The organism is Burkholderia sp. NRF60-BP8 (assembly GCF_001522585.2).
Classification (GTDB): domain Bacteria; phylum Pseudomonadota; class Gammaproteobacteria; order Burkholderiales; family Burkholderiaceae; genus Burkholderia.
Genome location: NZ_CP013372.1, coordinates 1,755,277 through 1,772,930, shown reverse-complemented (window position 1 = coordinate 1,772,930; position 17,654 = coordinate 1,755,277). Strand labels below are relative to the sequence as shown.

General features: G+C 67.5%; 17 protein-coding genes. 13 read left to right on the top strand and 4 right to left on the bottom strand.

The window, feature by feature from the left end:
* Window positions 1-29: 29 nt before the first annotated feature.
* The 11 genes from WS54_RS08280 (at window position 30) to WS54_RS08230 (ending at window position 11,539) form a co-directional block, all read left to right on the top strand.
* Window positions 30-557, top strand: a complete 528-nt coding sequence (locus WS54_RS08280) for a cupin domain-containing protein (RefSeq protein WP_034204576.1) — start codon at window positions 30-32, stop codon at window positions 555-557.
* 18 nt (window positions 558-575) lie between these two features.
* Window positions 576-1,472, top strand: coding sequence for an alpha/beta fold hydrolase (locus WS54_RS08275; protein ID WP_059783045.1), 897 nt, complete (start codon window positions 576-578; stop codon window positions 1,470-1,472).
* Complete coding sequence (locus WS54_RS08270) at window positions 1,469-2,326, top strand: IclR family transcriptional regulator (protein ID WP_059783047.1); 858 nt, start codon at window positions 1,469-1,471, stop codon at window positions 2,324-2,326. The genes WS54_RS08275 and WS54_RS08270 overlap by 4 nt, the downstream gene beginning before the upstream one ends.
* Window positions 2,323-3,120: an SDR family oxidoreductase gene (locus WS54_RS08265; RefSeq protein ID WP_059783049.1), complete on the top strand. Its 798-nt coding sequence runs from the start codon at window positions 2,323-2,325 to the stop codon at window positions 3,118-3,120. Before WS54_RS08270 ends, WS54_RS08265 begins: the two co-directional genes overlap by 4 nt.
* The gene (locus WS54_RS08260) at window positions 3,113-4,780 is read left to right on the top strand and encodes a thiamine pyrophosphate-binding protein (protein WP_059783051.1); all 1,668 of its coding nucleotides are present in this window, start codon (window positions 3,113-3,115) and stop codon (window positions 4,778-4,780) included. Before WS54_RS08265 ends, WS54_RS08260 begins: the two co-directional genes overlap by 8 nt.
* Window positions 4,773-5,600 carry an aspartate dehydrogenase gene (locus WS54_RS08255; RefSeq protein ID WP_059783052.1) on the top strand — a complete coding sequence of 276 codons (828 nt, stop codon included), beginning with the start codon at window positions 4,773-4,775 and terminating at the stop codon, window positions 5,598-5,600. Before WS54_RS08260 ends, WS54_RS08255 begins: the two co-directional genes overlap by 8 nt.
* Window positions 5,601-5,672: 72 nt before the next feature.
* Window positions 5,673-7,163 carry an aldehyde dehydrogenase gene (locus tag WS54_RS08250; protein ID WP_059783054.1) on the top strand — a complete coding sequence of 497 codons (1,491 nt, stop codon included), beginning with the start codon at window positions 5,673-5,675 and terminating at the stop codon, window positions 7,161-7,163.
* Window positions 7,164-7,181: 18 nt separating this feature from the next.
* Window positions 7,182-8,144 carry a VOC family protein gene (locus WS54_RS08245; protein WP_059783056.1) on the top strand — a complete coding sequence of 321 codons (963 nt, stop codon included), beginning with the start codon at window positions 7,182-7,184 and terminating at the stop codon, window positions 8,142-8,144.
* A complete protein-coding gene (locus WS54_RS08240; protein WP_059783058.1) occupies window positions 8,141-9,385 on the top strand; it encodes an NAD(P)/FAD-dependent oxidoreductase in 1,245 nt (414 codons plus the stop codon). Before WS54_RS08245 ends, WS54_RS08240 begins: the two co-directional genes overlap by 4 nt.
* Before the next feature lie 37 nt (window positions 9,386-9,422).
* The gene (locus tag WS54_RS08235) at window positions 9,423-10,823 is read left to right on the top strand and encodes an MFS transporter (RefSeq protein ID WP_059783060.1); all 1,401 of its coding nucleotides are present in this window, start codon (window positions 9,423-9,425) and stop codon (window positions 10,821-10,823) included.
* A gap of 167 nt (window positions 10,824-10,990) precedes the next feature.
* On the top strand, window positions 10,991-11,539 hold the full coding sequence (locus tag WS54_RS08230) for a GNAT family N-acetyltransferase (protein ID WP_059783061.1): 549 nt from the start codon (window positions 10,991-10,993) through the stop codon (window positions 11,537-11,539).
* Between the two features lie 15 nt (window positions 11,540-11,554).
* Here WS54_RS08230 and WS54_RS08225 read toward each other — a convergent pair whose 3' ends face one another.
* The 3 genes from WS54_RS08225 to WS54_RS08215 all read right to left on the bottom strand — a co-directional run bounded on the left by WS54_RS08225 (window position 11,555) and on the right by WS54_RS08215 (window position 13,350).
* The gene (locus WS54_RS08225) at window positions 11,555-11,953 is read right to left on the bottom strand and encodes a RidA family protein (RefSeq protein ID WP_034204587.1); all 399 of its coding nucleotides are present in this window, start codon (window positions 11,951-11,953) and stop codon (window positions 11,555-11,557) included.
* Window positions 11,954-12,039: 86 nt separating this feature from the next.
* A complete protein-coding gene (locus WS54_RS08220; RefSeq protein WP_034204588.1) occupies window positions 12,040-12,297 on the bottom strand; it encodes a hypothetical protein in 258 nt (85 codons plus the stop codon).
* 150 nt (window positions 12,298-12,447) lie between these two features.
* Window positions 12,448-13,350, bottom strand: a complete 903-nt coding sequence (locus WS54_RS08215; RefSeq protein ID WP_059783064.1) for a hypothetical protein — start codon at window positions 13,348-13,350, stop codon at window positions 12,448-12,450.
* Window positions 13,351-13,658: 308 nt separating this feature from the next.
* Between WS54_RS08215 and WS54_RS08210 the strand changes: the two genes are divergently transcribed.
* Both WS54_RS08210 and WS54_RS08205 read left to right on the top strand, forming a co-directional pair.
* Window positions 13,659-14,072 carry a PPC domain-containing DNA-binding protein gene (locus WS54_RS08210; protein WP_034204590.1) on the top strand — a complete coding sequence of 138 codons (414 nt, stop codon included), beginning with the start codon at window positions 13,659-13,661 and terminating at the stop codon, window positions 14,070-14,072.
* 73 nt (window positions 14,073-14,145) lie between these two features.
* Window positions 14,146-14,658, top strand: a complete 513-nt coding sequence (locus WS54_RS08205; protein WP_034204591.1) for a DUF4274 domain-containing protein — start codon at window positions 14,146-14,148, stop codon at window positions 14,656-14,658.
* Between the two features lie 114 nt (window positions 14,659-14,772).
* Here WS54_RS08205 and acnB read toward each other — a convergent pair whose 3' ends face one another.
* Entirely contained in the window at window positions 14,773-17,358 is a 2,586-nt protein-coding gene (acnB, locus tag WS54_RS08200; protein ID WP_034204593.1) for a bifunctional aconitate hydratase 2/2-methylisocitrate dehydratase, read from the bottom strand.
* Window positions 17,359-17,654 lie beyond the last annotated feature (296 nt).

The following is a 17,654-nucleotide window of genomic DNA, read 5'->3' as shown; positions in this document are numbered from 1 at the left end:
AGTTTTCACTCGCAATGAAGGAGAGGACGATGGCGGACGCCGATCTCGAACGCAAGTCGTGGGACCAGCCGGAAGGCGCAAGCTTCAACGACTGGATGGAAGGGCGTGTCGCGCGCTATGCGACGCGGCGCTACGACTGGGACGCACTGAAGTTCCAGGCCGACTACGACCCGAAGTACCGCCGTGCGCAGATGCGCTATGTCGGCACGGGCGGCACGGGCGTCGCGAAGGACGTCAACACGGTGCCGGCCGGCAACTTCACGTTCTCGACGATGGTCATCCCGGCCGGCAACATCGGGCCGAGCCACATCCATGTCGACGTCGAGGAAATCTTCTTCGTGCTGCGCGGCAAGATGAAGGTGATCTGCGAGCGCGATGGCGAGACCTGGGAAGCGATCCTCGGCGAGCGCGACCTGATCTCGGTGCCGCCGGGCGTGTATCGCACGGAAATCAACATCGGCGAGGAAGACGCGCTGATGTGCGTGATGCTCGGTTCGCCGAAGCCGATCACGCCGACGTATCCGCCCGATTCGCCGCTCGCGAAGATCAAGCGTTGAGACGGAGCGGGTGAAGCAATGCGTGTCATCGACAAACGTGAACGCGACCGCACCGCGGCCTTCGCCGCGCTGCTCGGGCAGTTTCCCGAGCAGCGTTGCGCAGCCGGCGCGGCGGGCACGATCGGCTACCGCGAGGCCGGCGCGCAGCATGCGGGCCGCGCGCTACCCGTCGTGCTGCTGCACGGCATCGGCTCGGGCGCCGCATCGTGGGTCCGCCAGCTCGACACGCTCGGCGCGTCGCGACGCGTGCTTGCGTGGGATGCGCCCGGTTACGGCGTGTCGACGCCCGTGCACGGCGCGTCGCCGGCCGCCGCCGATTACGCGGCATCGCTGAACGCATGGCTCGAGGCACTCGGCATCGAACGCTGCGTGCTGGTCGGTCATTCGCTCGGCGCGATCGTCGCGGGCGGGTTGGTCCGCGTGATGCCCGCGCGCATCGCCGGCCTGCTGCTGATCTCGCCCGCGGGCGGTTACGGCAGCGCACCGGCCGAAACGCGCGACACGCGCCGCGACGCGCGGCTCGCGATGCTCGCGGAACTCGGCCCGGCCGGGCTCGCCGAGCAGCGCAGCGGCAACATGCTGTCCGGTTTCGCGAACGAGGAGGCACGGGCGTGGGTGCGCTGGAACATGGCGCGCATCGTGCCGGCCGGCTACGCGCAGGCCACGCATCTGCTCGCGAACGCCGATCTCGCGGCCGATCTCGCCGGCTTCCGCGGCCGCGCGGCGGTGGCCGTCGGCGCGAACGACGCGATCACGCCGCCCGCCGCGTGCGAGCGGATCGCCGCGGCCGCGCACGTCGGGCTGCAGGTGATTCCGCAGGCCGGGCACGCGGGTTACGTGGAGGCGCCGGCCGCTTATTCGGCGCTGATCGATGCGTTCTGCCGTCAGTGCGATACGCAGTGGGGAATGGCATGAGCGAACCGCTGCAACGAAACGCATCCGAAAGCGCGAAGGCCGAAGCCAGCTACGTGGTGCCGGGCCTCGAGCGCGGGCTGCGCATTCTCGCCGAATTCTCGCCGCGCGAGCCGGTGCTCGGCGCGCCCGAGTTGTCGAAGCGGCTCGGCATTCCGCGCACGACGGTGTTCCGTCTGCTGCAGACGCTCGAATCGCTCGGCTTTCTCGAGCGCGCGGACAAGGATCGCAACTACAAGCTCGGCGTCGCCGTGCTGCGGCTCGGCTTCGAATATCTGAGCTCGCTGGAGCTGACCGATCTCGGCCTGCCGGTGATCGAGAGCCTGCGCGATGCGACCGGCTTCACGACGCACATCGTGATCCGCGACGGCCGCGACGTGGTGTTCGTCGCGAAGGCGCAGAGCCAGTCGCCGGTGTTCAGCTCGATCCGCGTGAACGTCGGCACACGGCTGCCCGCGCACGCGACGACGCATGGCCACGTGCTGATGGGCGACCTGTCGCTGAAGGAACTGCGTGCGCTGTATCCGGAAGGCGCGCTGAGCCGGATGACGAGCGCGACGCCGGAGACGGTCGATGCGTTGTACGAAGTGATCCGCGAAGATGCGCTGCGTGGATACGGCGTCAGCAATTCGTCGTTCGAGCGCGGGATCTCGGTCGTCACGGCGCCGGTGCGCAACGAGACGCAGCGGATCGTCGCGTGCATCACGGTGACGGTGCCGCGTCCGGAGATCGACGCGGCGCTGATCGCCGACGGGCTGATCGACAAGGTGCAGCGCGCGGCGGCGGAATTGTCGCGGCGGCTCAATTACCGCTCGGATGACGAGCACACGTTTCTCAAGGCTTTAGGACTCCGATGATCCAGATCGATCTGACCGGGCAGGTGGCGGTGGTGACGGGCGGTTCGTCCGGCATCGGCCTCGCGACGGCCGAACGGTTCCTGCAGGCGGGCGCGTCGGTCGCGATTTGCGGCCGCGACGGCGACCGTCTCGCACGCGCCGACGCGATGCTGCGCGACAAGTACGCCGATGCGCAACTGCTGGCCACGCGCTGCAACGTGCTCGACGAAACCGACGTGGCCGGCTTCGCGCAAGCGGTGTCCGCGCGTTTCGGCCGCGCCGACATGCTCGTCAACAACGCCGGCCAGGGCCGCGTATCGACCTTCGCCGACACGACCGACGACGCGTGGCGCGAAGAACTCGAACTGAAGTACTTCAGCATCATCCGCCCGACGCGCGCGTTCCTGCCGCTGCTGCGCGACGCGCAGGCGCCGACGATCACCTGCGTGAATTCGCTGCTCGCGTTGCAGCCGGAGCCGCACATGGTCGCGACGTCGTCGGCGCGTGCCGGCGTGCTGAGCCTCGTGAAATCGCTCGCGACCGAACTGGCGCCGCAGCGCATCCGCGTGAACTCGATCCTGATCGGCATCGTCGAGTCGGGGCAGTGGCGCCGCCGCTACGACACGCAGGCGCAGCCCGGCGAAAGCTGGGAGGACTGGACCGGCGCGCTCGCCCGCAAGAAGAACATTCCGCTGAATCGCTTCGGCAAGCCCGACGAGGCCGCCTGGGCGCTTTTTTATCTCGCAACGTATCTGTCGTCCTACACGACGGGCAGCCATATCGACGTTTCTGGAGGCTTTGCACGCCATGTCTGAAAAAACCACGGTCGGCGAGCTGATTGCCGCCTTTCTCGAGCAGTGCGGCGTGAAAACCGCATTCGGTGTCATCTCGATCCACAACATGCCGATCCTCGACGCGATCCACTCGCGCGGCAACATCCGGTATGTCGGTGCGCGCGGCGAAGCGGGGGCGTTGAACATGGCCGACGGGCTGGCCCGCGTGTCGGGCGGCCTCGGCGTCGCATTCACGAGCACGGGCACGGCGGCGGGCAACGCGGCCGGCGCGATGGTCGAGGCGCTGACGGCCGGCACCGCGCTGCTGCACGTGACGGGTCAGATCGAGACGCCGTACCTCGACCAGGATCTCGCGTACATCCACGAAGCGCCGGACCAGTTGTCGATGCTCGACTCGATCTCGAAGGCCGCGTTCCGCGTGCGCACGGTCGAAACCGTGCTGCCGACGATTCGCGAAGCCGTGCGCATCGCGCAGACCGCGCCCACGGGCCCCGTGTCCGTCGAGATTCCGATCGACATCCAGGCGGCCGAAATCGAATGGCCGGAAGATCTCGCACCGGCACACGTCGCGGTGCGCGAGCACGACGAAGCCCGCGTCGCGAAGCTCGCCGACGCCCTCGCGGCCAAGCGCCGCCCGCTGCTGTGGCTCGGCGGCGGCGCGCGTCACGCACGTGCGGAAGTCGAACGCCTCGTGAAGCTCGGCTTCGGCGTCGTGACGAGCGTGCAGGGCCGCGGCGTACTACCCGAAGATCATCCGGCGACGCTCGGCGCGTTCAACGTGCACGCGTCGGTCGAAGCGTTCTACAAGACCTGCGACGCGCTCGTCGTGGTCGGCTCGCGCCTGCGCGGCAACGAAACGCTGAAGTACAAGCTCGCGCTGCCGCAGCCGCTGTTCCGTATCGATGCCGATGCACTCGCCGACAACCGCGGCTACCGCAACGCGTTGTTCGTGCACGGCGATTCGAAGCGCGTGCTGGCCGAGCTGGCCGACCGCCTCGAAGGCCGCCTGTCGGTGGATCCGCAATTCGCGGCCGATCTCGCGGCGGCCCGCGAGGCGGCAGTGGCCGACGTGGCGAAGGGCCTCGGGCCGTACAAGAAGCTCGTCGACACGCTGCAGGCCGCCGTCGGCCGCGACTACAACTGGGTGCGCGACGTGACGATCTCGAACAGCACGTGGGGCAACCGCCTGCTGAAGATCTTCGAGCCGCGCTCGGGCGTGCATGCACTCGGCGGCGGCATCGGCCAGGGCATCCAGATGGGCATCGGCGCCGCGCTCGCGGGCGCCGCGGCGAAGACGGTCTGCCTCGTCGGCGACGGCGGCCTGATGGTCAACGTCGGCGAACTCGTCACGGCCGTGCAGGAAAACGCGAACGTGATGATCGTGCTGATGAACGACCAGTGCTACGGCGTGATCCGCAACATCCAGGACGCGCACTACGGCGGCCGCCGCTGCTTCGTGCAACTGCACCAGCCCGATTTCGCGCAGTTCTGCGCGAGCTTCGGCCTCACGCACTACCGGATCACGTCGCTCGACCAGGCCGAAGCGATCGTGCGCGAAGGGCTCGCGAAGGAAGGGCCGGTGATGGTCGAGGTCGACATGCTGTCGGTCGGCTCGTTCGCGTCGGCATTCGCGGGCCCGCCGGTGAAGAAGGAAGCGCCGACGGAGCGCCAGTATGCGTAACGGGCAACAGCGGGCGCATGCCCCCGTCGACGTCGCGATGATCGGCTTCGGCGCGATCGGCGCGGCCGTGTACCACGCGGTCGAGCACGATGCGTCGCTGCGCGTCGCGCACGTGATCGTGCCGGAACACCAGCGCGCGGCGGTGCAGGACGCGCTCGGCGGCGCGGTGGAGGTCGTGTCGTCGGTCGACGCGCTGGCCCGCCGCCCCGAGTTCGCGCTCGAATGCGCGGGCCACAGCGCGCTCGTCGATCACGTCGTGCCGCTGCTGAAGGCCGGCACCGATTGCGCGGTTGCGTCGATCGGTGCGCTGTCCGATCTCGCGCTGCTCGACGCGCTGTCGCAAGCGGCCGACGAGGGCGGCACGACGGTGACGCTGCTGTCCGGCGCGATCGGCGGCATCGACGCGCTGGCGTCCGCGAAGCAGGGCGGCCTCGACGACGTGCTGTACGTCGGGCGCAAGCCGCCGCTCGGCTGGCTCGGCACGCCGGCCGAGGAACTGTGCGATCTGCGCGCGATGACCGAGGAAATGGTGATCTTCGAAGGCACCGCGCGCGACGCCGCGCGGCTGTACCCGAAGAACGCGAACGTCGCGGCGACGGTCGCGCTCGCGGGCCTCGGCCTCGATGCGACGCACGTGCGCCTGATCGCCGATCCGGCGGTCGAGCGCAACGTGCACCGCATCACCGCGCGCGGCGCATTCGGCGAGATGTCGCTGGAAATGAGCGGCAAGCCGCTGCCCGACAACCCGAAGACGTCCGCGCTGACGGCATACAGCGCGATTCGTGCGCTGCGCAACCGCGCGGCCCGCTGCGTGATCTGACCGGACCATCGAGCGTCCGCCCACGCCACGGCGAGGGCGGATGTGCAGAGACAGATTTGTGGGACTTGTGACATGACTCCTTTCGATACGAGCCTCGTACCCGACGGCGACATCCTGATCGGCGGCGAGTGGCGGCGCGGCCGCGGAGCGCCTTACGCGAGCATCTATCCGGCCGACCAGTCGCTGAACATGGAAGTATCGACGGCGAACGCGGAAGACGCGGCCGACGCCGTCGTGGCGGCCGACGCCGCATGGCGCCGCGCCGACTGGGCCGGGCTGAAGCCGCATCAGCGCGCGCAGGTGCTGTACCGCATCGCGGATCTCATCATGCAGCGCCACGAGGCGCTCGCGCACCTGCAGCGCCGCGACAACGGCAAGCCGATCGGCGAGACGCGCGTGCTGGTGGCCAGCGCCGCGAACACGTTCCGCTATTTCGCGGCCTGCCTCGAAACGCTCGACGAGGAGCTGACGCCGTCGCGCGGCGACTACCTGACGATGAGCGTGTACGAGCCGATCGGCGTGATCGCGGCGATCACCCCGTGGAATTCGCCGATCGCGTCCGACGCGCAGAAGCTCGCGCCGGCGCTGGCCGGCGGCAATGCGGTGGTGCTCAAGCCGGCCGAGGTCACGCCGCTCGTATCGCTCGCGCTGGCGCGCATCTGCGAGGAAGCGGGCGTACCGAAGGGCGTGCTGAGCGTGTTGCCGGGCAAGGGCTCGGTGATCGGCGACGTGCTCGTGCGTCATCCGCTCGTGAAGAAGGTGTCGTTTACCGGCGGCACCGAAGTGGGCCGCGGCATCGCGCGCATCGCGGCCGAGAAGCTGATGCCGGTGTCGCTCGAACTCGGCGGCAAGTCGCCGACGATCGTGTGCGACGACGCCGATCTCGACCACGCGGTCAACGGCGTGCTGTACGGCATCTTCAGCTCGTCGGGCGAAGCGTGCATCGCCGGTTCGCGACTGTTCGTGCAGCGCGCGATATACGACGAATTCATGAAGCGCCTGGTGGCCGGTGCACGCAAGCTGCGCGTGGGCGACCCGACGCGGCCCGACACGCAGATGGGTCCGCTGATCACCGCGAAGCATCGCGAATCGGTCGAACGCTACGTGGCGCTCGGGCTGGAAGAAGGCGGCCGTCTGCTGTGCGGCGGCGAGCGGACGGCGGGCGACGGGCGCGAGAACGGCTTCTTCTATCAGCCGACGATTCTCGAAGGCTTGCCGAACAGCGCGCGCATCTGCCAGGAGGAAATCTTCGGGCCGGTGCTGGTCGCGATGCCGTTCGACGACGAGGCGTCGTTGATCGCACAGGCGAACGACAGCGTATTCGGGCTCGCTGCGGGCATCTGGACGCGCGACTACAAGCGCGCATGGCGCATCGCGCGCGCGCTGGAGACGGGCACCGTCTGGATCAACACGTATAAGCTGTTCTCGATCTCCACGCCGTTCTCGGGTTGGAAGGAGAGCGGGATGGGACGCGAGAAGGGGCGCCTCGGCATCCGCGAATACATGCAGCAGAAGAGCCTCTACTGGGGCTTGAACGACGCGCCGCTGCCGTGGGCAAACTGAGCGAAGGGGAATGACGCAATGAGCATTTTGGGAATCGAGCAGATCACGTACGGCGTCGACGACCTCGCCACCTGCCGGCGCTTTTTCGCCGACTGGGGGCTGAAGGAAGTCGCGCACAACGACACGCGTGCGCGCTTCGAGACGCTGAACGGTTGCACCGTGCTGGTCGTGAAAGCCGACGATCCGTCGCTGCCGCCCGCGTTCGAAGCAGGCCCGACGCTGCGGGAAGTCACGTGGGGCGTCGCGACGCAGGGCGAACTCGACGCATTGCGCACGAAGCTGGCCGGCCAGCCCGGCTATTACGCGCAGGACGATGCACTCGGCTGCATCGATCCGAACGGGATGGCGATCCGCATCGAAGTCACGCGCAAGCGCGCACTCGACATCACGGGCTCGCCGTCGAACGTCTGGGGGCGGACGCTGCGCGTGGACCAGCCGAGCCCGATCTATGCGCGTGCAGAGCCGGTCGAGGTCGGGCATGTCGTGTTCTTCACGAACTGCCTCGACGCGCAGGAAAGGTTCTATCACGAACTGCTCGGCTTCGAGACGTCGGACCGTTATCCGGGCCGCGGCGCGTTCATGCGCTGCGCGCCGCACGGCGGCCATCACGACCTGTTCCTGCTCGCGCTGCCGAACGGCAAACGCGGCCTGAACCACGTCGCATTCACCGTGCGCGACATCCACGAAGTATTCGGCGGCGGCATGCACATCGACCGCTGCGGCTGGGAAACGCAACTCGGCCCAGGGCGTCACCCGGTGTCGTCCGCGTACTTCTGGTACTTCCAGAATCCGGCCGGCGCGCTGATCGAGTACTACGCGGACGAAGACGTGCTGACGCCCGACTGGCAACCGCGCGAATTCGAACCGGGGCCGACCGTGTTCGCCGAGTGGGCCGTCGACGGCGGCCTGGACGGCAACACGCGCCGGCAGAAGCACGCGAAGGCGCCGGAAGGCAAGTTCATGACGGAGCGCAAATCATGACCGAAGCGAATACGCCCGCGCGGCCCGCACCGGGCACGGTCGTCGTGATCGGCGGCGGCCAGGCCGCCGGCTGGGTGTTGAAGACGTTGCGCGCGCAAGGGTATGCGGGCCGTCTCGTGATGATCGCCGACGAGCCGCACCTGCCGTACGAGCGCCCGCCGCTGTCGAAGGCCGTGCTGGCCGGCGACGCCGACATCGAGACCGTGCGCGTCGTGCGCCCGGACGAATTCGGTGCGCTGAACGTCGAGGCATGGCAGCCGGAGCGCGCGGCGTCGATCGATCGCACGCGCCGCGTGGTGACGACCGAAAGCGGCCGCGAGATCGAATACGACCGGCTCGTGATCGCGACCGGCGGCACGTCGCGCCGCTTGCCCGATGCGCTCGTCAACACGCCGAACCTGCATTATTTGCGCACGCTCGACGAAGCCGCCGCGCTCGGCGAGAAGCTGCGGGCGAGCCGGCGCGTGCTCGTGATCGGCGGCGGCTGGATCGGCCTCGAAGTCGCGGCGACCGCGCGCAAGCTCGGCGTCGATGCCGTCGTGGTCGAAGGCGCGCCGCGGCTGTGCGGGCGTTCGGTGCCGCAAATCGTGTCCGACTTCCTGCTCGACCTGCATCGTTCGAACGGCGTCGACGTGCGACTTGGCGCGGCGCTTGAATCGCTCGATGCGCAGCCCGGCGACGCATCGAAGGTGCGCGCGACGCTCGCCGACGGCACGACGATCGACGCCGATTTCGCGGTGGCCGGCATCGGTCTCGCGCTGAATGCGTCGCTGGCGAGCGACGCGGGGCTCGCGGTCGACGACGGCATCGTCGTCGACGAATACGGCGCGACCAGCGACCCCGCGATCTTCGCGTGCGGCGACGTCGCGAACCATCACAACGGCTGGCTGAAGCGGCGCGTGCGGCTCGAATCGTGGGCGAACGCGCAGAACCAGGCGATCGCGGCCGCGAAAGCCGTGCTCGGCGTGCGTGAACCGTACGCGGAGATTCCGTGGTTCTGGTCCGATCAGTACGACGTGAACCTGCAGATCCTCGGCGATCTGCCGGTCGATGCGCAGCTCGTCGTGCGCGGCGATCTCGCCGCGCGTCGTGCGACGCTGTTTTTCGTGGGCGACGGACATGTGAGAGGTGTCATCGCCGTGAACAACGCGCGCGAGCTGAAGCTCGCGCGCAAGTGGATGAACCAGGGCCGGGCAGTGGATACGGAAGCCCTGGCAGACACGACCCAAGCGCTTGCCTGACCGGCCCAACCGGAAAGAGATCCAGGAGACACCCCGCATGAGCACTTTCGACAACGTCGTGGCCGGCAGCGCCACGATGGAAGCTGCCGCCTCCACGCCCGGCGCGATCATCGCGCGGCTCGAGCGGCTTCCGGCCAACGCGATGCAGGTCCGCGCACGCGTGCTGATCGGCACCGCGACGTTCTTCGACGGCTTCGACGTGATCACGATCGCGGCGACGCTGCCGCTGCTGATTCACAAATGGGGGCTGTCGCCGACGCAGATCGGCATGCTGATCGCGTCCGGCGCGATCGGCCAGCTGATCGGCGCATTCCTGTTTCCCGCGCTCGCGGAAAAGCATGGCCGCGTGAAAGCCATCGCGTGGAGCTCGGCCGTGATCGGCATCACGAGCATCGCGTGCGGCTTCGCGCCGACGTTCGAGGTGTTCGTGCTGCTGCGGATCCTGCAGGGGCTCGGGCTCGGCGGCGAATTGCCGGTCGCGGCCACGTACATCAACGAAATCACGCGCGCGCATGGCCGCGGCCGCTTCGTGCTGTTGTACGAGATCGTGTTCCCGATCGGCCTGCTCGTGTCGATGGCGCTCGGCGCGTGGCTCGTGCCGCGCTTCGGCTGGGAAATCATGTACTTCGTCGGCGGGCTGCCGGTGATCCTGTCGCTCGTGCTCACGCGCCTCGTGCCGGAATCGCCGCGCTGGCTCGCGTCGCGCGGGCGGCTCGCGGAGGCCGGGCGCGCGGTCGGCGTGTTCGAAGGATCGGTGCGCGGCGAGCTGCCGCCGGTCACGCAGGCGGCCGCGTTCGACGAGATGGTGCGCCAGCATCCGAAGCGCAGGATGACCGACCTGTTCAGCGCCGCGTATCGCAAGCGCACGCTCGCGGTGGCGACGTTGTGGGCGACCTGCGGGTTCATCCAGTACGGGCTGTCGACGTGGCTGCCGACGATCTACAAGAACTTCTATCACGCGCCGCTGCAGCTCGCGCTGAACCTCGCGGTGATCGGCTCGGTGATGGGCGTGCTCGGCTCGCTGGCCTCCGCGTTGCTGGTCGACAAGCTCGGCCGCAAGCCGGTGATCGTGTGGTCGTTCGTGCTGTGCGCGCTGTCGCTGGCGCTCGCCGGCATCTATCACGCGTCGTCGGTGTACGTGGTCGCGGTCTTCTGTTCGCTGTCGCTCGGGCTGATGGCGTCGGGGTTCATCACCGCGTACGTCTATACGCCCGAGCAGTATCCGACGAGCATCCGCGCGTCGGGCTGCGGGCTCGGCAGCGCGTGGCTGAAGATCGCGTCGTTCGTCGCGCCGATGGTCGTGCCGCACGCGATCATCGGCGGGAACCTCGCGCCGGCGTTCTATCTGATCGGCGTGGTGCCGCTGATCGCGGCGCTGACCGTGCACTTCGTCGGGATCGAGACGAAGGGGAAGGTGCTGGAGGCGCTCGAGGCGTAAGCGTGACCCGCAGTCATGGACGAGGTGCTCAGGCCCGGGAGACGCTGCCCGGGCCTTTTGTTTCACGGCCGTCGGCCGTTCCATGTCGGGCGCTGCAGCGGGCGCGCTGGTTGACGCACGGTTCGCGTGTTCTAATTCACGGTCCCGATTTTCGTCAGACCGCTGCCATGCCCCTGTTCGAACCCGTCACGCTGAATACCTCCCGCCTCGTGCTGCGGCCGCTTCGCGACGCCGACGCACCGACCTTCTTCGAGATCTGGTCCGATGCGGAAGCGATGCGCTATTTCTCGTTCTCGCCGATGACGGAAATCGAGCAGGCCGAGGCGCGCGTCGCGCGCAACGTGCAGATGTCCGCGAGCGGCGAGAGCCTGGTCTGCGTGCTCGAACTGCGGGAAACCGGCGAAGCGCTCGGCGAGTGCGTGCTGTTCCATGCGAACGCGCAATGCCGGCGTGCCGAGATCGGCTTTTGCCTGCGGCGCGCGTTCTGGCGCGGCGGATACATGCGCGAAGCGGCGTCGGCGTTGGTCGATCATGCCTTCGGCACGCTGCGGCTGAACCGGATCGAGGCCGATATCGATCCGCGCAACGTCGCGTCGGCGCGGTTGCTCGAACGGCTCGGCTTCGTCCGGGAAGGGCTGTTGCGCGAGCGCTGGATCGTCGGCGACGAAGTGTCGGACAGTGCGCTGTACGGGTTGCTGGCGAGCGATCGCCGCTGAGGCCGCTGCGGTGGGTTATTTCGCGGCAGGAACGATCGCGAATGCGTCCACTTCGACCAGTACGTCCGGGCGGAACAACGACGCCACGCCGACGAGCGCGCTCGCGGGCGGGCACGCGGTGTTGACCCAGCGGTCGCGCACCGCGCGAATCTGCGGCAACAGGCTCGAATCGAAATCGCGGACATAGATCGTCAGACGCGCGACGGATTCGAAGCCGACGCCCGCGGTGCGAAGCGTATCAGCGATATTCCGGAACACCTGATCGAGCTGCGCCGCATGATCGGCGCCGACGACGGCGCCAGCGGCATCGAACGGGACATGGCCGGACAAATACAGCGGTTGACCGCCTTCGACGAGTATCGCTTGCGAAATGCCGGGAATCGTGGCGCCGGGGGGATTGATGGCACGCAGCATCGGAGCATCCTCTCAGGTTGATGCGGTGGGTCGGGGCGGCCCGATCGGGCCGCCGTATTCGAGTCAGGGGCGACCGGCGGCGGTGTTCACCACCTCGCGAGCCAGCCCTCGGCCTGGTCTTTCCCGCGCAGCGTCGCCACCCATCGTGCGGGCAACGCCTGCTCGCCGTACGGCACGCCGTCGTGCGTGCGCGCGAAGCCCGGCGGCGGCGCCATGTCGATCGCGGCGGGCGGCGGAATCGACGCGGCGTCGTGGAATTCGTACGGCACGCCGAGCGCGTCGCCGATCAGCAGGCCAAGCAGGCCGCCGCGCAGGCGGGATCGTCGGTTCGGAATCGCTGTCATCACAAAGAATCCGGGTTGGGGCGGATGCGTCGCGGAAGGCCGTGCACAAGACCTCGAGATGAACCCCGCTATTATGCGGCCGCCGGCAATTGGCGTCGTTTTCAGACTCGCTGTGGCGGCCGCGGTCGACGTTGCAACGACCTGCGACGATTACGTCAGCGCTCGCCCGGGCGCCCCGTCGACAGGCACGTCGCGCTCCAATGCCCGGGCCGCGAGTTCCTCGACCCAGTCGGCATCGGAGGCAGCCACGACGCCATATTGGTCCGGCGGAAAAAAACCATAGTGGTGAGCCGCCGCAGCCAGACGCTCACATTCGGCGTGAGACAGCAGGCAGGAAGTCACGGTCGATGGCGCCGCCGGTCCACTCCATCTCAATCCGATGCGGACATTGGTGCGTGGCGCAAATGCGATTGCCAGTTCTTGCTGCGGGACCAACCGTTTCGTTTCCAAGGGGAGCGTGGGCGGCCCGTACCCACTGTCTGCCGCAATTCGATGATCCAGCACCAGCCAATGACCGACGGACGTCCGGGCCAGGATCCACTGCCTTAGTCGGGCCTTGCTGGATTTGAGCTTGCCGTCGATCCATTCCTCGACGTAGAGGGGTTCCGGATCGTAGTCGTCCGACCACACGATGATCGCCGCACGGAGCGTATGGCGCTCCAGTTCGACACGCCCGTTGAACGGCATTTCACGCCAGTACCGCTGTCGGGTACCGTACGTCGCGACGTACCAGTTCAGGCCGATCCAGACTGCGATGAAGAGCGCCGTGACCCCTATGACGGTGACGGATGTTTCGCCAACCGCACGATCGATATCGAAGGCCGGATCGACCATTCCGCGGTAGGCGAGCATGCCCGCCATATACGCGAACACCGCGATCAAAGGCCCGACGGCGACCGGCATCACCAGAATGGCGAGCCAGTTTCGGACATGCACGCTCCCCGCCGACTGGGCGCGCGCACGCTCCTCATCGCTCATCGCCGCGACTTCCCGCGCGGCAATTTCGTCGCTCGGGGTGTGGAAGCGCTCATACGTATTCTGGCATTTGGGCATTCGACGGGGCGTTCGATGAAAGGGGGATGAAGCAGGGCTTGCCTCGAGGAACCGATTCTTGCATAGGTCAGGGTCGGTTTTCGTCCGGACGCATGTGTGTTCCGTCCGTCAACGAACCGATGCGCTGCGGCCGGTGCGAAGCCATACCGCAGGGGCTCGTATGCGCGGGTGGTCGGAGTCGAACGGTAGCGGATGAAGCGACGCGGGGACGACCCCGACGCGCGGGATTATCGAGCGCGGACGACTTGCCGGATTCACGGGGCGAACGTACGCTTGGTCGATACCACGATCGACCCAGGTTCTCGACCATGCAAGCCCATCCTTTGCGTCTTTCCCCCGGCGACGATCTGCGCGGCGCCATCGAGGCAGCGCTCCACCAACATGAAGTGCATGCGGCCTTCGTGATCCAGGGCATCGGCAGCCTGAGCGTCGCGCAGTTGCGCTTCGCCGGCGTCGATCAACCGACCGAACTGCGCGGCGACCTCGAAATCCTGACGCTGGCCGGCTCCGTATCGCCGGACGGCGCACACCTTCATATGTCGATCTCCGATGCCGCCGGCCGCGTGATGGGCGGCCACGTGGCGAGCGGCTGCGTGGTGCGCACGACGGCCGAGATCCTGCTCGCGCTGCTGCCCGCACATCGCTTCTCGCGCGAGCTCGATGCGGGCACCGGCTTCAACGAACTGGTGATCCGTCGCGAGCCGGGCGGCGGCGCGGCATGAATGGGCAGCGGCGCTAGAATCACCGGCCATCGAAGACGTTTCCCGTTACCGCTCATTCCGCAAGGCGCAATCCATGGATGACACCGACATCGAACAGAAGGCGTGGGACATCGTCCGGACCTGGCTCGAAGGCGCGACGCCCGAACAGTGGCACCGGTTCGCCGCACGCTCCAATTACGACGGCAACGGCCGTGCGTTGCGCTGGCTGCTGGACAACCGCAACGTAGATCGCGCGACCGCATTGCTGATCTACTGGAATCTCGGCGCCGCGTGGTTCGTGCAGTATGCGAACGAAAGCGATCTGGGCGACGCGTCGTATCAACTCGATACGTTTCGGTTGCTTCGCGAAATCGAGCAACGTTACGCCGACGGCTACTACGCCAATCACGGTATCTGGTTCGATCCGCACGACTTCGATGGCGCGGGGCCGAACGATTATCCGGACGTGCCGGTCGCGCGGCCCGTGCCGGCAATGATGCTGCAGCCGACCGACGGGCGCGAGTACGTCGATCTCGACGAAGCCGACGGGTATGACGAAGGCTTGCCGTTCGACGTGGTCGAGCGGCTGCACGCGCTGTACGACTGACGGGACGGGCGCGTCCGGTCGCCGACGGACGAAAAAAAGCGCCGCAGCCTGTCGGCCTGCGGCGCCTTTCGGTGCGCTGCGACGTCGACCGCCCGCCGCAGCCCGACTGCGTGCTTACAGCTGCACGGTGTCGGCCACTTCCTTGAAGTCTTCGATCTGGTCGAAGTTCATGTACTGGTAGATCTTGTCGCCGTTCGCGGTGAGCACGCCCATGTCGGCCATGTACTCTTCCTTGGTCGGGATCTTGCCCAGACGCGAGCAGATCGCCGCCAGTTCCGCCGAGCCGAGGTACACGTTCGTGTTCTTGCCGAGGCGGTTCGGGAAGTTGCGGGTCGACGTCGACATCACCGTCGCGCCTTCGCGCACCTGTGCCTGGTTGCCCATGCACAGCGAGCAGCCCGGCATTTCGGTGCGGGCCCCGGCCGTGCCGAACACGCCGTAGTGACCTTCTTCCGTCAGCTGCTTCTGATCCATCTTGGTCGGCGGCGCGACCCACAGCTTGACCGGAATGTCGCGCTTGCCTTCCAGCAGCTTCGACGCGGCACGGAAGTGACCGATGTTGGTCATGCACGAGCCGATGAACACTTCGTCGATCTTCGCGCCGGCGACGTCCGACAGCGTCTTCACGTCGTCCGGATCGTTCGGGCATGCGACGATCGGCTCGTGGATGTCGGCGAGGTCGATCTCGATGACGGCCGCGTATTCGGCGTCGGCATCCGGCGCGAGCAGTTGCGGGTCGGCCAGCCATTGTTCCATCGCCGCGATGCGGCGCTGCAGGCTGCGCGGATCCTGGTAGCCCTGCGCGATCATCCACTTGAGCAGCGTGATGTTGCTGTTCAGGTACTCGATGATCGGTTCCTTGTTCAGGCGCACCGTGCAACCGGCGGCCGAACGCTCGGCGGACGCATCCGACAGCTCGAACGCTTGCTCGACCTTCAGGTCGGGCAGGCCTTCGATTTCGAGAATGCGGCCCGAGAAGATGTTCTTCTTGCCTTGCTTGGCGACCGTCAGCATGCCTTGCTTGATCGCGTACAGCGGGATCGCGTTGACGAGGTCGCGCAGCGTGACGCCCGGCTGCATCTTGCCCTTGAAGCGGACCAGCACCGATTCCGGCATGTCCAGCGGCATCGTGCCGGTGGCGGCCGCGAACGCGACGAGGCCCGAGCCTGCCGGGAAGCTGATGCCGATCGGGAAGCGCGTGTGCGAATCGCCGCCGGTGCCGACGGTGTCGGGCAGCAGCATGCGGTTCAGCCACGAGTGGATCACGCCGTCGCCCGGGCGCAGCGCGATGCCGCCGCGCGTGCTGATGAAGTTCGGCAGCGTCTGGTGCGTCTTCACGTCGACCGGCTTCGGATACGCGGCGGTATGGCAGAACGACTGCATCACGAGATCGGCCGAGAAGCCGAGGCAGGCGAGGTCCTTCAGTTCGTCGCGGGTCATCGGGCCCGTGGTGTCCTGCGAGCCGACCGAGGTCATCTTCGGTTCGCAGTACGTGCCCGGGCGCACGCCCTGGCCTTCCGGCAGGCCGCACGCGCGGCCGACCATCTTCTGCGCGAGCGAGAAGCCCTTGCCGCTGTCGGCCGGCTGGTGCGGCAGGCGGAACAGCGTCGACGGCGGCAGGCCGAGCGCCTCACGCGCCTTCGCGGTCAGGCCGCGGCCGATGATCAGCGGAATGCGGCCGCCGGCGCGCACTTCGTCGAACAGCACGTCGGACTTCACCTGGAATTCGGCGATGACCTTGCCGTCCTTCAGCGCCTTGCCTTCGTACGGGCGCAGTTCGACCACGTCGCCCATGTTCATTTGCGACACGTCGAGCTCGATCGGCAGCGCGCCCGCATCTTCCATCGTGTTGTAGAAGATCGGGGCGATCTTGCCGCCGAGGCACACGCCGCCGAAGCGCTTGTTCGGGACGAACGGGATGTCTTCGCCGGTGAACCACAGCACCGAGTTGGTGGCCGACTTGCGCGAGGAGCCGGTGCCGACCACGTCGCCCACGTACGCGACCAGGTGACCCTTTTCCTTCAGCGATTCGATGAACTTGACCGGCCCGCGCTTGCCGTCTTCTTCCGGCGTGATGCCCGGGCGCGCGTTCTTCAGCATCGCCAGCGCGTGCATCGGGATGTCCGGGCGGGTGGTGGCGTCGGGCGCCGGCGACAGGTCGTCGGTGTTGGTTTCGCCCGTGACCTTGAACACGGTGATGGTCAGGCTTTCCGGCACTTCCGGACGGCTCGTGAACCATTCGGCGTCGGCCCAGCTCTGCAACACGGCCTTCGCGTGCGCGTTGCCCTTGTCGGCGAGTTCCTTCACGTCATGGAACTGGTCGAACATCAGCAGGGTTTTCTTCAGCGCGTCGGCGGCTACCGCGGCGACGGCTTCGTCGGACAGCAGTTCGATCAGCGGCTGGATGTTGTAGCCGCCGAGCATCGTGCCGAGCAGCTCGGTGGCGCGCGCACGCGAGATCAGCGGGCAGGCCGTCTCGCCCTTCGCGACGGCGGCCAGGAAGCCGGCCTTCACGCGGGCGGCTTCGTCGACGCCGGCGGGCACGCGATGGGTGATCAGCTCGAGCAGCGTCTGCTCTTCGCCGGCGGGCGGATTCGTCAGCAACTCGACCAGTTCGGCGGTCTGCTGAGCCGTCAGCGGCAGGGGAGGAATACCGAGCGCGGCGCGGGCGGCCACGTGAGCACGAAAGTTTTCAAGCATGGGGAGACCTGCTGATATTGCGTTTGAGGGGAAGGCCTTGCCGGCACTCCGGGGCGATTCCAGGCACTGCTTTGAGCGGAATTCTAATCTCAACGGGGTGGAACGTCAAATGTCTTATGTCTTATATAAGAGTTGTCGGTGCGAAACACGGAAGACGTGGTTGCATGGCGGGAGCCGGCCTTGTCGGGCGCGGCCGGGCGGCCGGGTGCAGGGTGTCGGTTCAGGTCCCCGATGTCGCACATATCTGCACAAGCCCGCAGGAAACGGTACACACGGGGCGCGTTCGGGCCGTTACG

Excerpts from the sequence above, each read along its gene's own strand:
- WS54_RS08280 (WP_034204576.1), top strand. The coding sequence starts at position 30 with ATGGCGGACGCCGATCTCGAACGCAAGTCGTGGGACCAGCCGGAAGGC.
- WS54_RS08275 (WP_059783045.1), top strand. The coding sequence starts at position 576 with ATGCGTGTCATCGACAAACGTGAACGCGACCGCACCGCGGCCTTCGCC.
- WS54_RS08270 (WP_059783047.1), top strand. The coding sequence starts at position 1,469 with ATGAGCGAACCGCTGCAACGAAACGCATCCGAAAGCGCGAAGGCCGAA.
- WS54_RS08265 (WP_059783049.1), top strand. The coding sequence starts at position 2,323 with ATGATCCAGATCGATCTGACCGGGCAGGTGGCGGTGGTGACGGGCGGT.
- WS54_RS08260 (WP_059783051.1), top strand. The coding sequence starts at position 3,113 with ATGTCTGAAAAAACCACGGTCGGCGAGCTGATTGCCGCCTTTCTCGAG.
- WS54_RS08255 (WP_059783052.1), top strand. The coding sequence starts at position 4,773 with ATGCGTAACGGGCAACAGCGGGCGCATGCCCCCGTCGACGTCGCGATG.
- WS54_RS08250 (WP_059783054.1), top strand. The coding sequence starts at position 5,673 with ATGACTCCTTTCGATACGAGCCTCGTACCCGACGGCGACATCCTGATC.
- WS54_RS08245 (WP_059783056.1), top strand. The coding sequence starts at position 7,182 with ATGAGCATTTTGGGAATCGAGCAGATCACGTACGGCGTCGACGACCTC.
- WS54_RS08240 (WP_059783058.1), top strand. The coding sequence starts at position 8,141 with ATGACCGAAGCGAATACGCCCGCGCGGCCCGCACCGGGCACGGTCGTC.
- WS54_RS08235 (WP_059783060.1), top strand. The coding sequence starts at position 9,423 with ATGAGCACTTTCGACAACGTCGTGGCCGGCAGCGCCACGATGGAAGCT.
- WS54_RS08230 (WP_059783061.1), top strand. The coding sequence starts at position 10,991 with ATGCCCCTGTTCGAACCCGTCACGCTGAATACCTCCCGCCTCGTGCTG.
- WS54_RS08225 (WP_034204587.1), bottom strand. The coding sequence starts at position 11,953 with ATGCTGCGTGCCATCAATCCCCCCGGCGCCACGATTCCCGGCATTTCG.
- WS54_RS08220 (WP_034204588.1), bottom strand. The coding sequence starts at position 12,297 with ATGACAGCGATTCCGAACCGACGATCCCGCCTGCGCGGCGGCCTGCTT.
- WS54_RS08215 (WP_059783064.1), bottom strand. The coding sequence starts at position 13,350 with ATGCCCAAATGCCAGAATACGTATGAGCGCTTCCACACCCCGAGCGAC.
- WS54_RS08210 (WP_034204590.1), top strand. The coding sequence starts at position 13,659 with ATGCAAGCCCATCCTTTGCGTCTTTCCCCCGGCGACGATCTGCGCGGC.
- WS54_RS08205 (WP_034204591.1), top strand. The coding sequence starts at position 14,146 with ATGGATGACACCGACATCGAACAGAAGGCGTGGGACATCGTCCGGACC.
- acnB (WP_034204593.1), bottom strand. The coding sequence starts at position 17,358 with ATGCTTGAAAACTTTCGTGCTCACGTGGCCGCCCGCGCCGCGCTCGGT.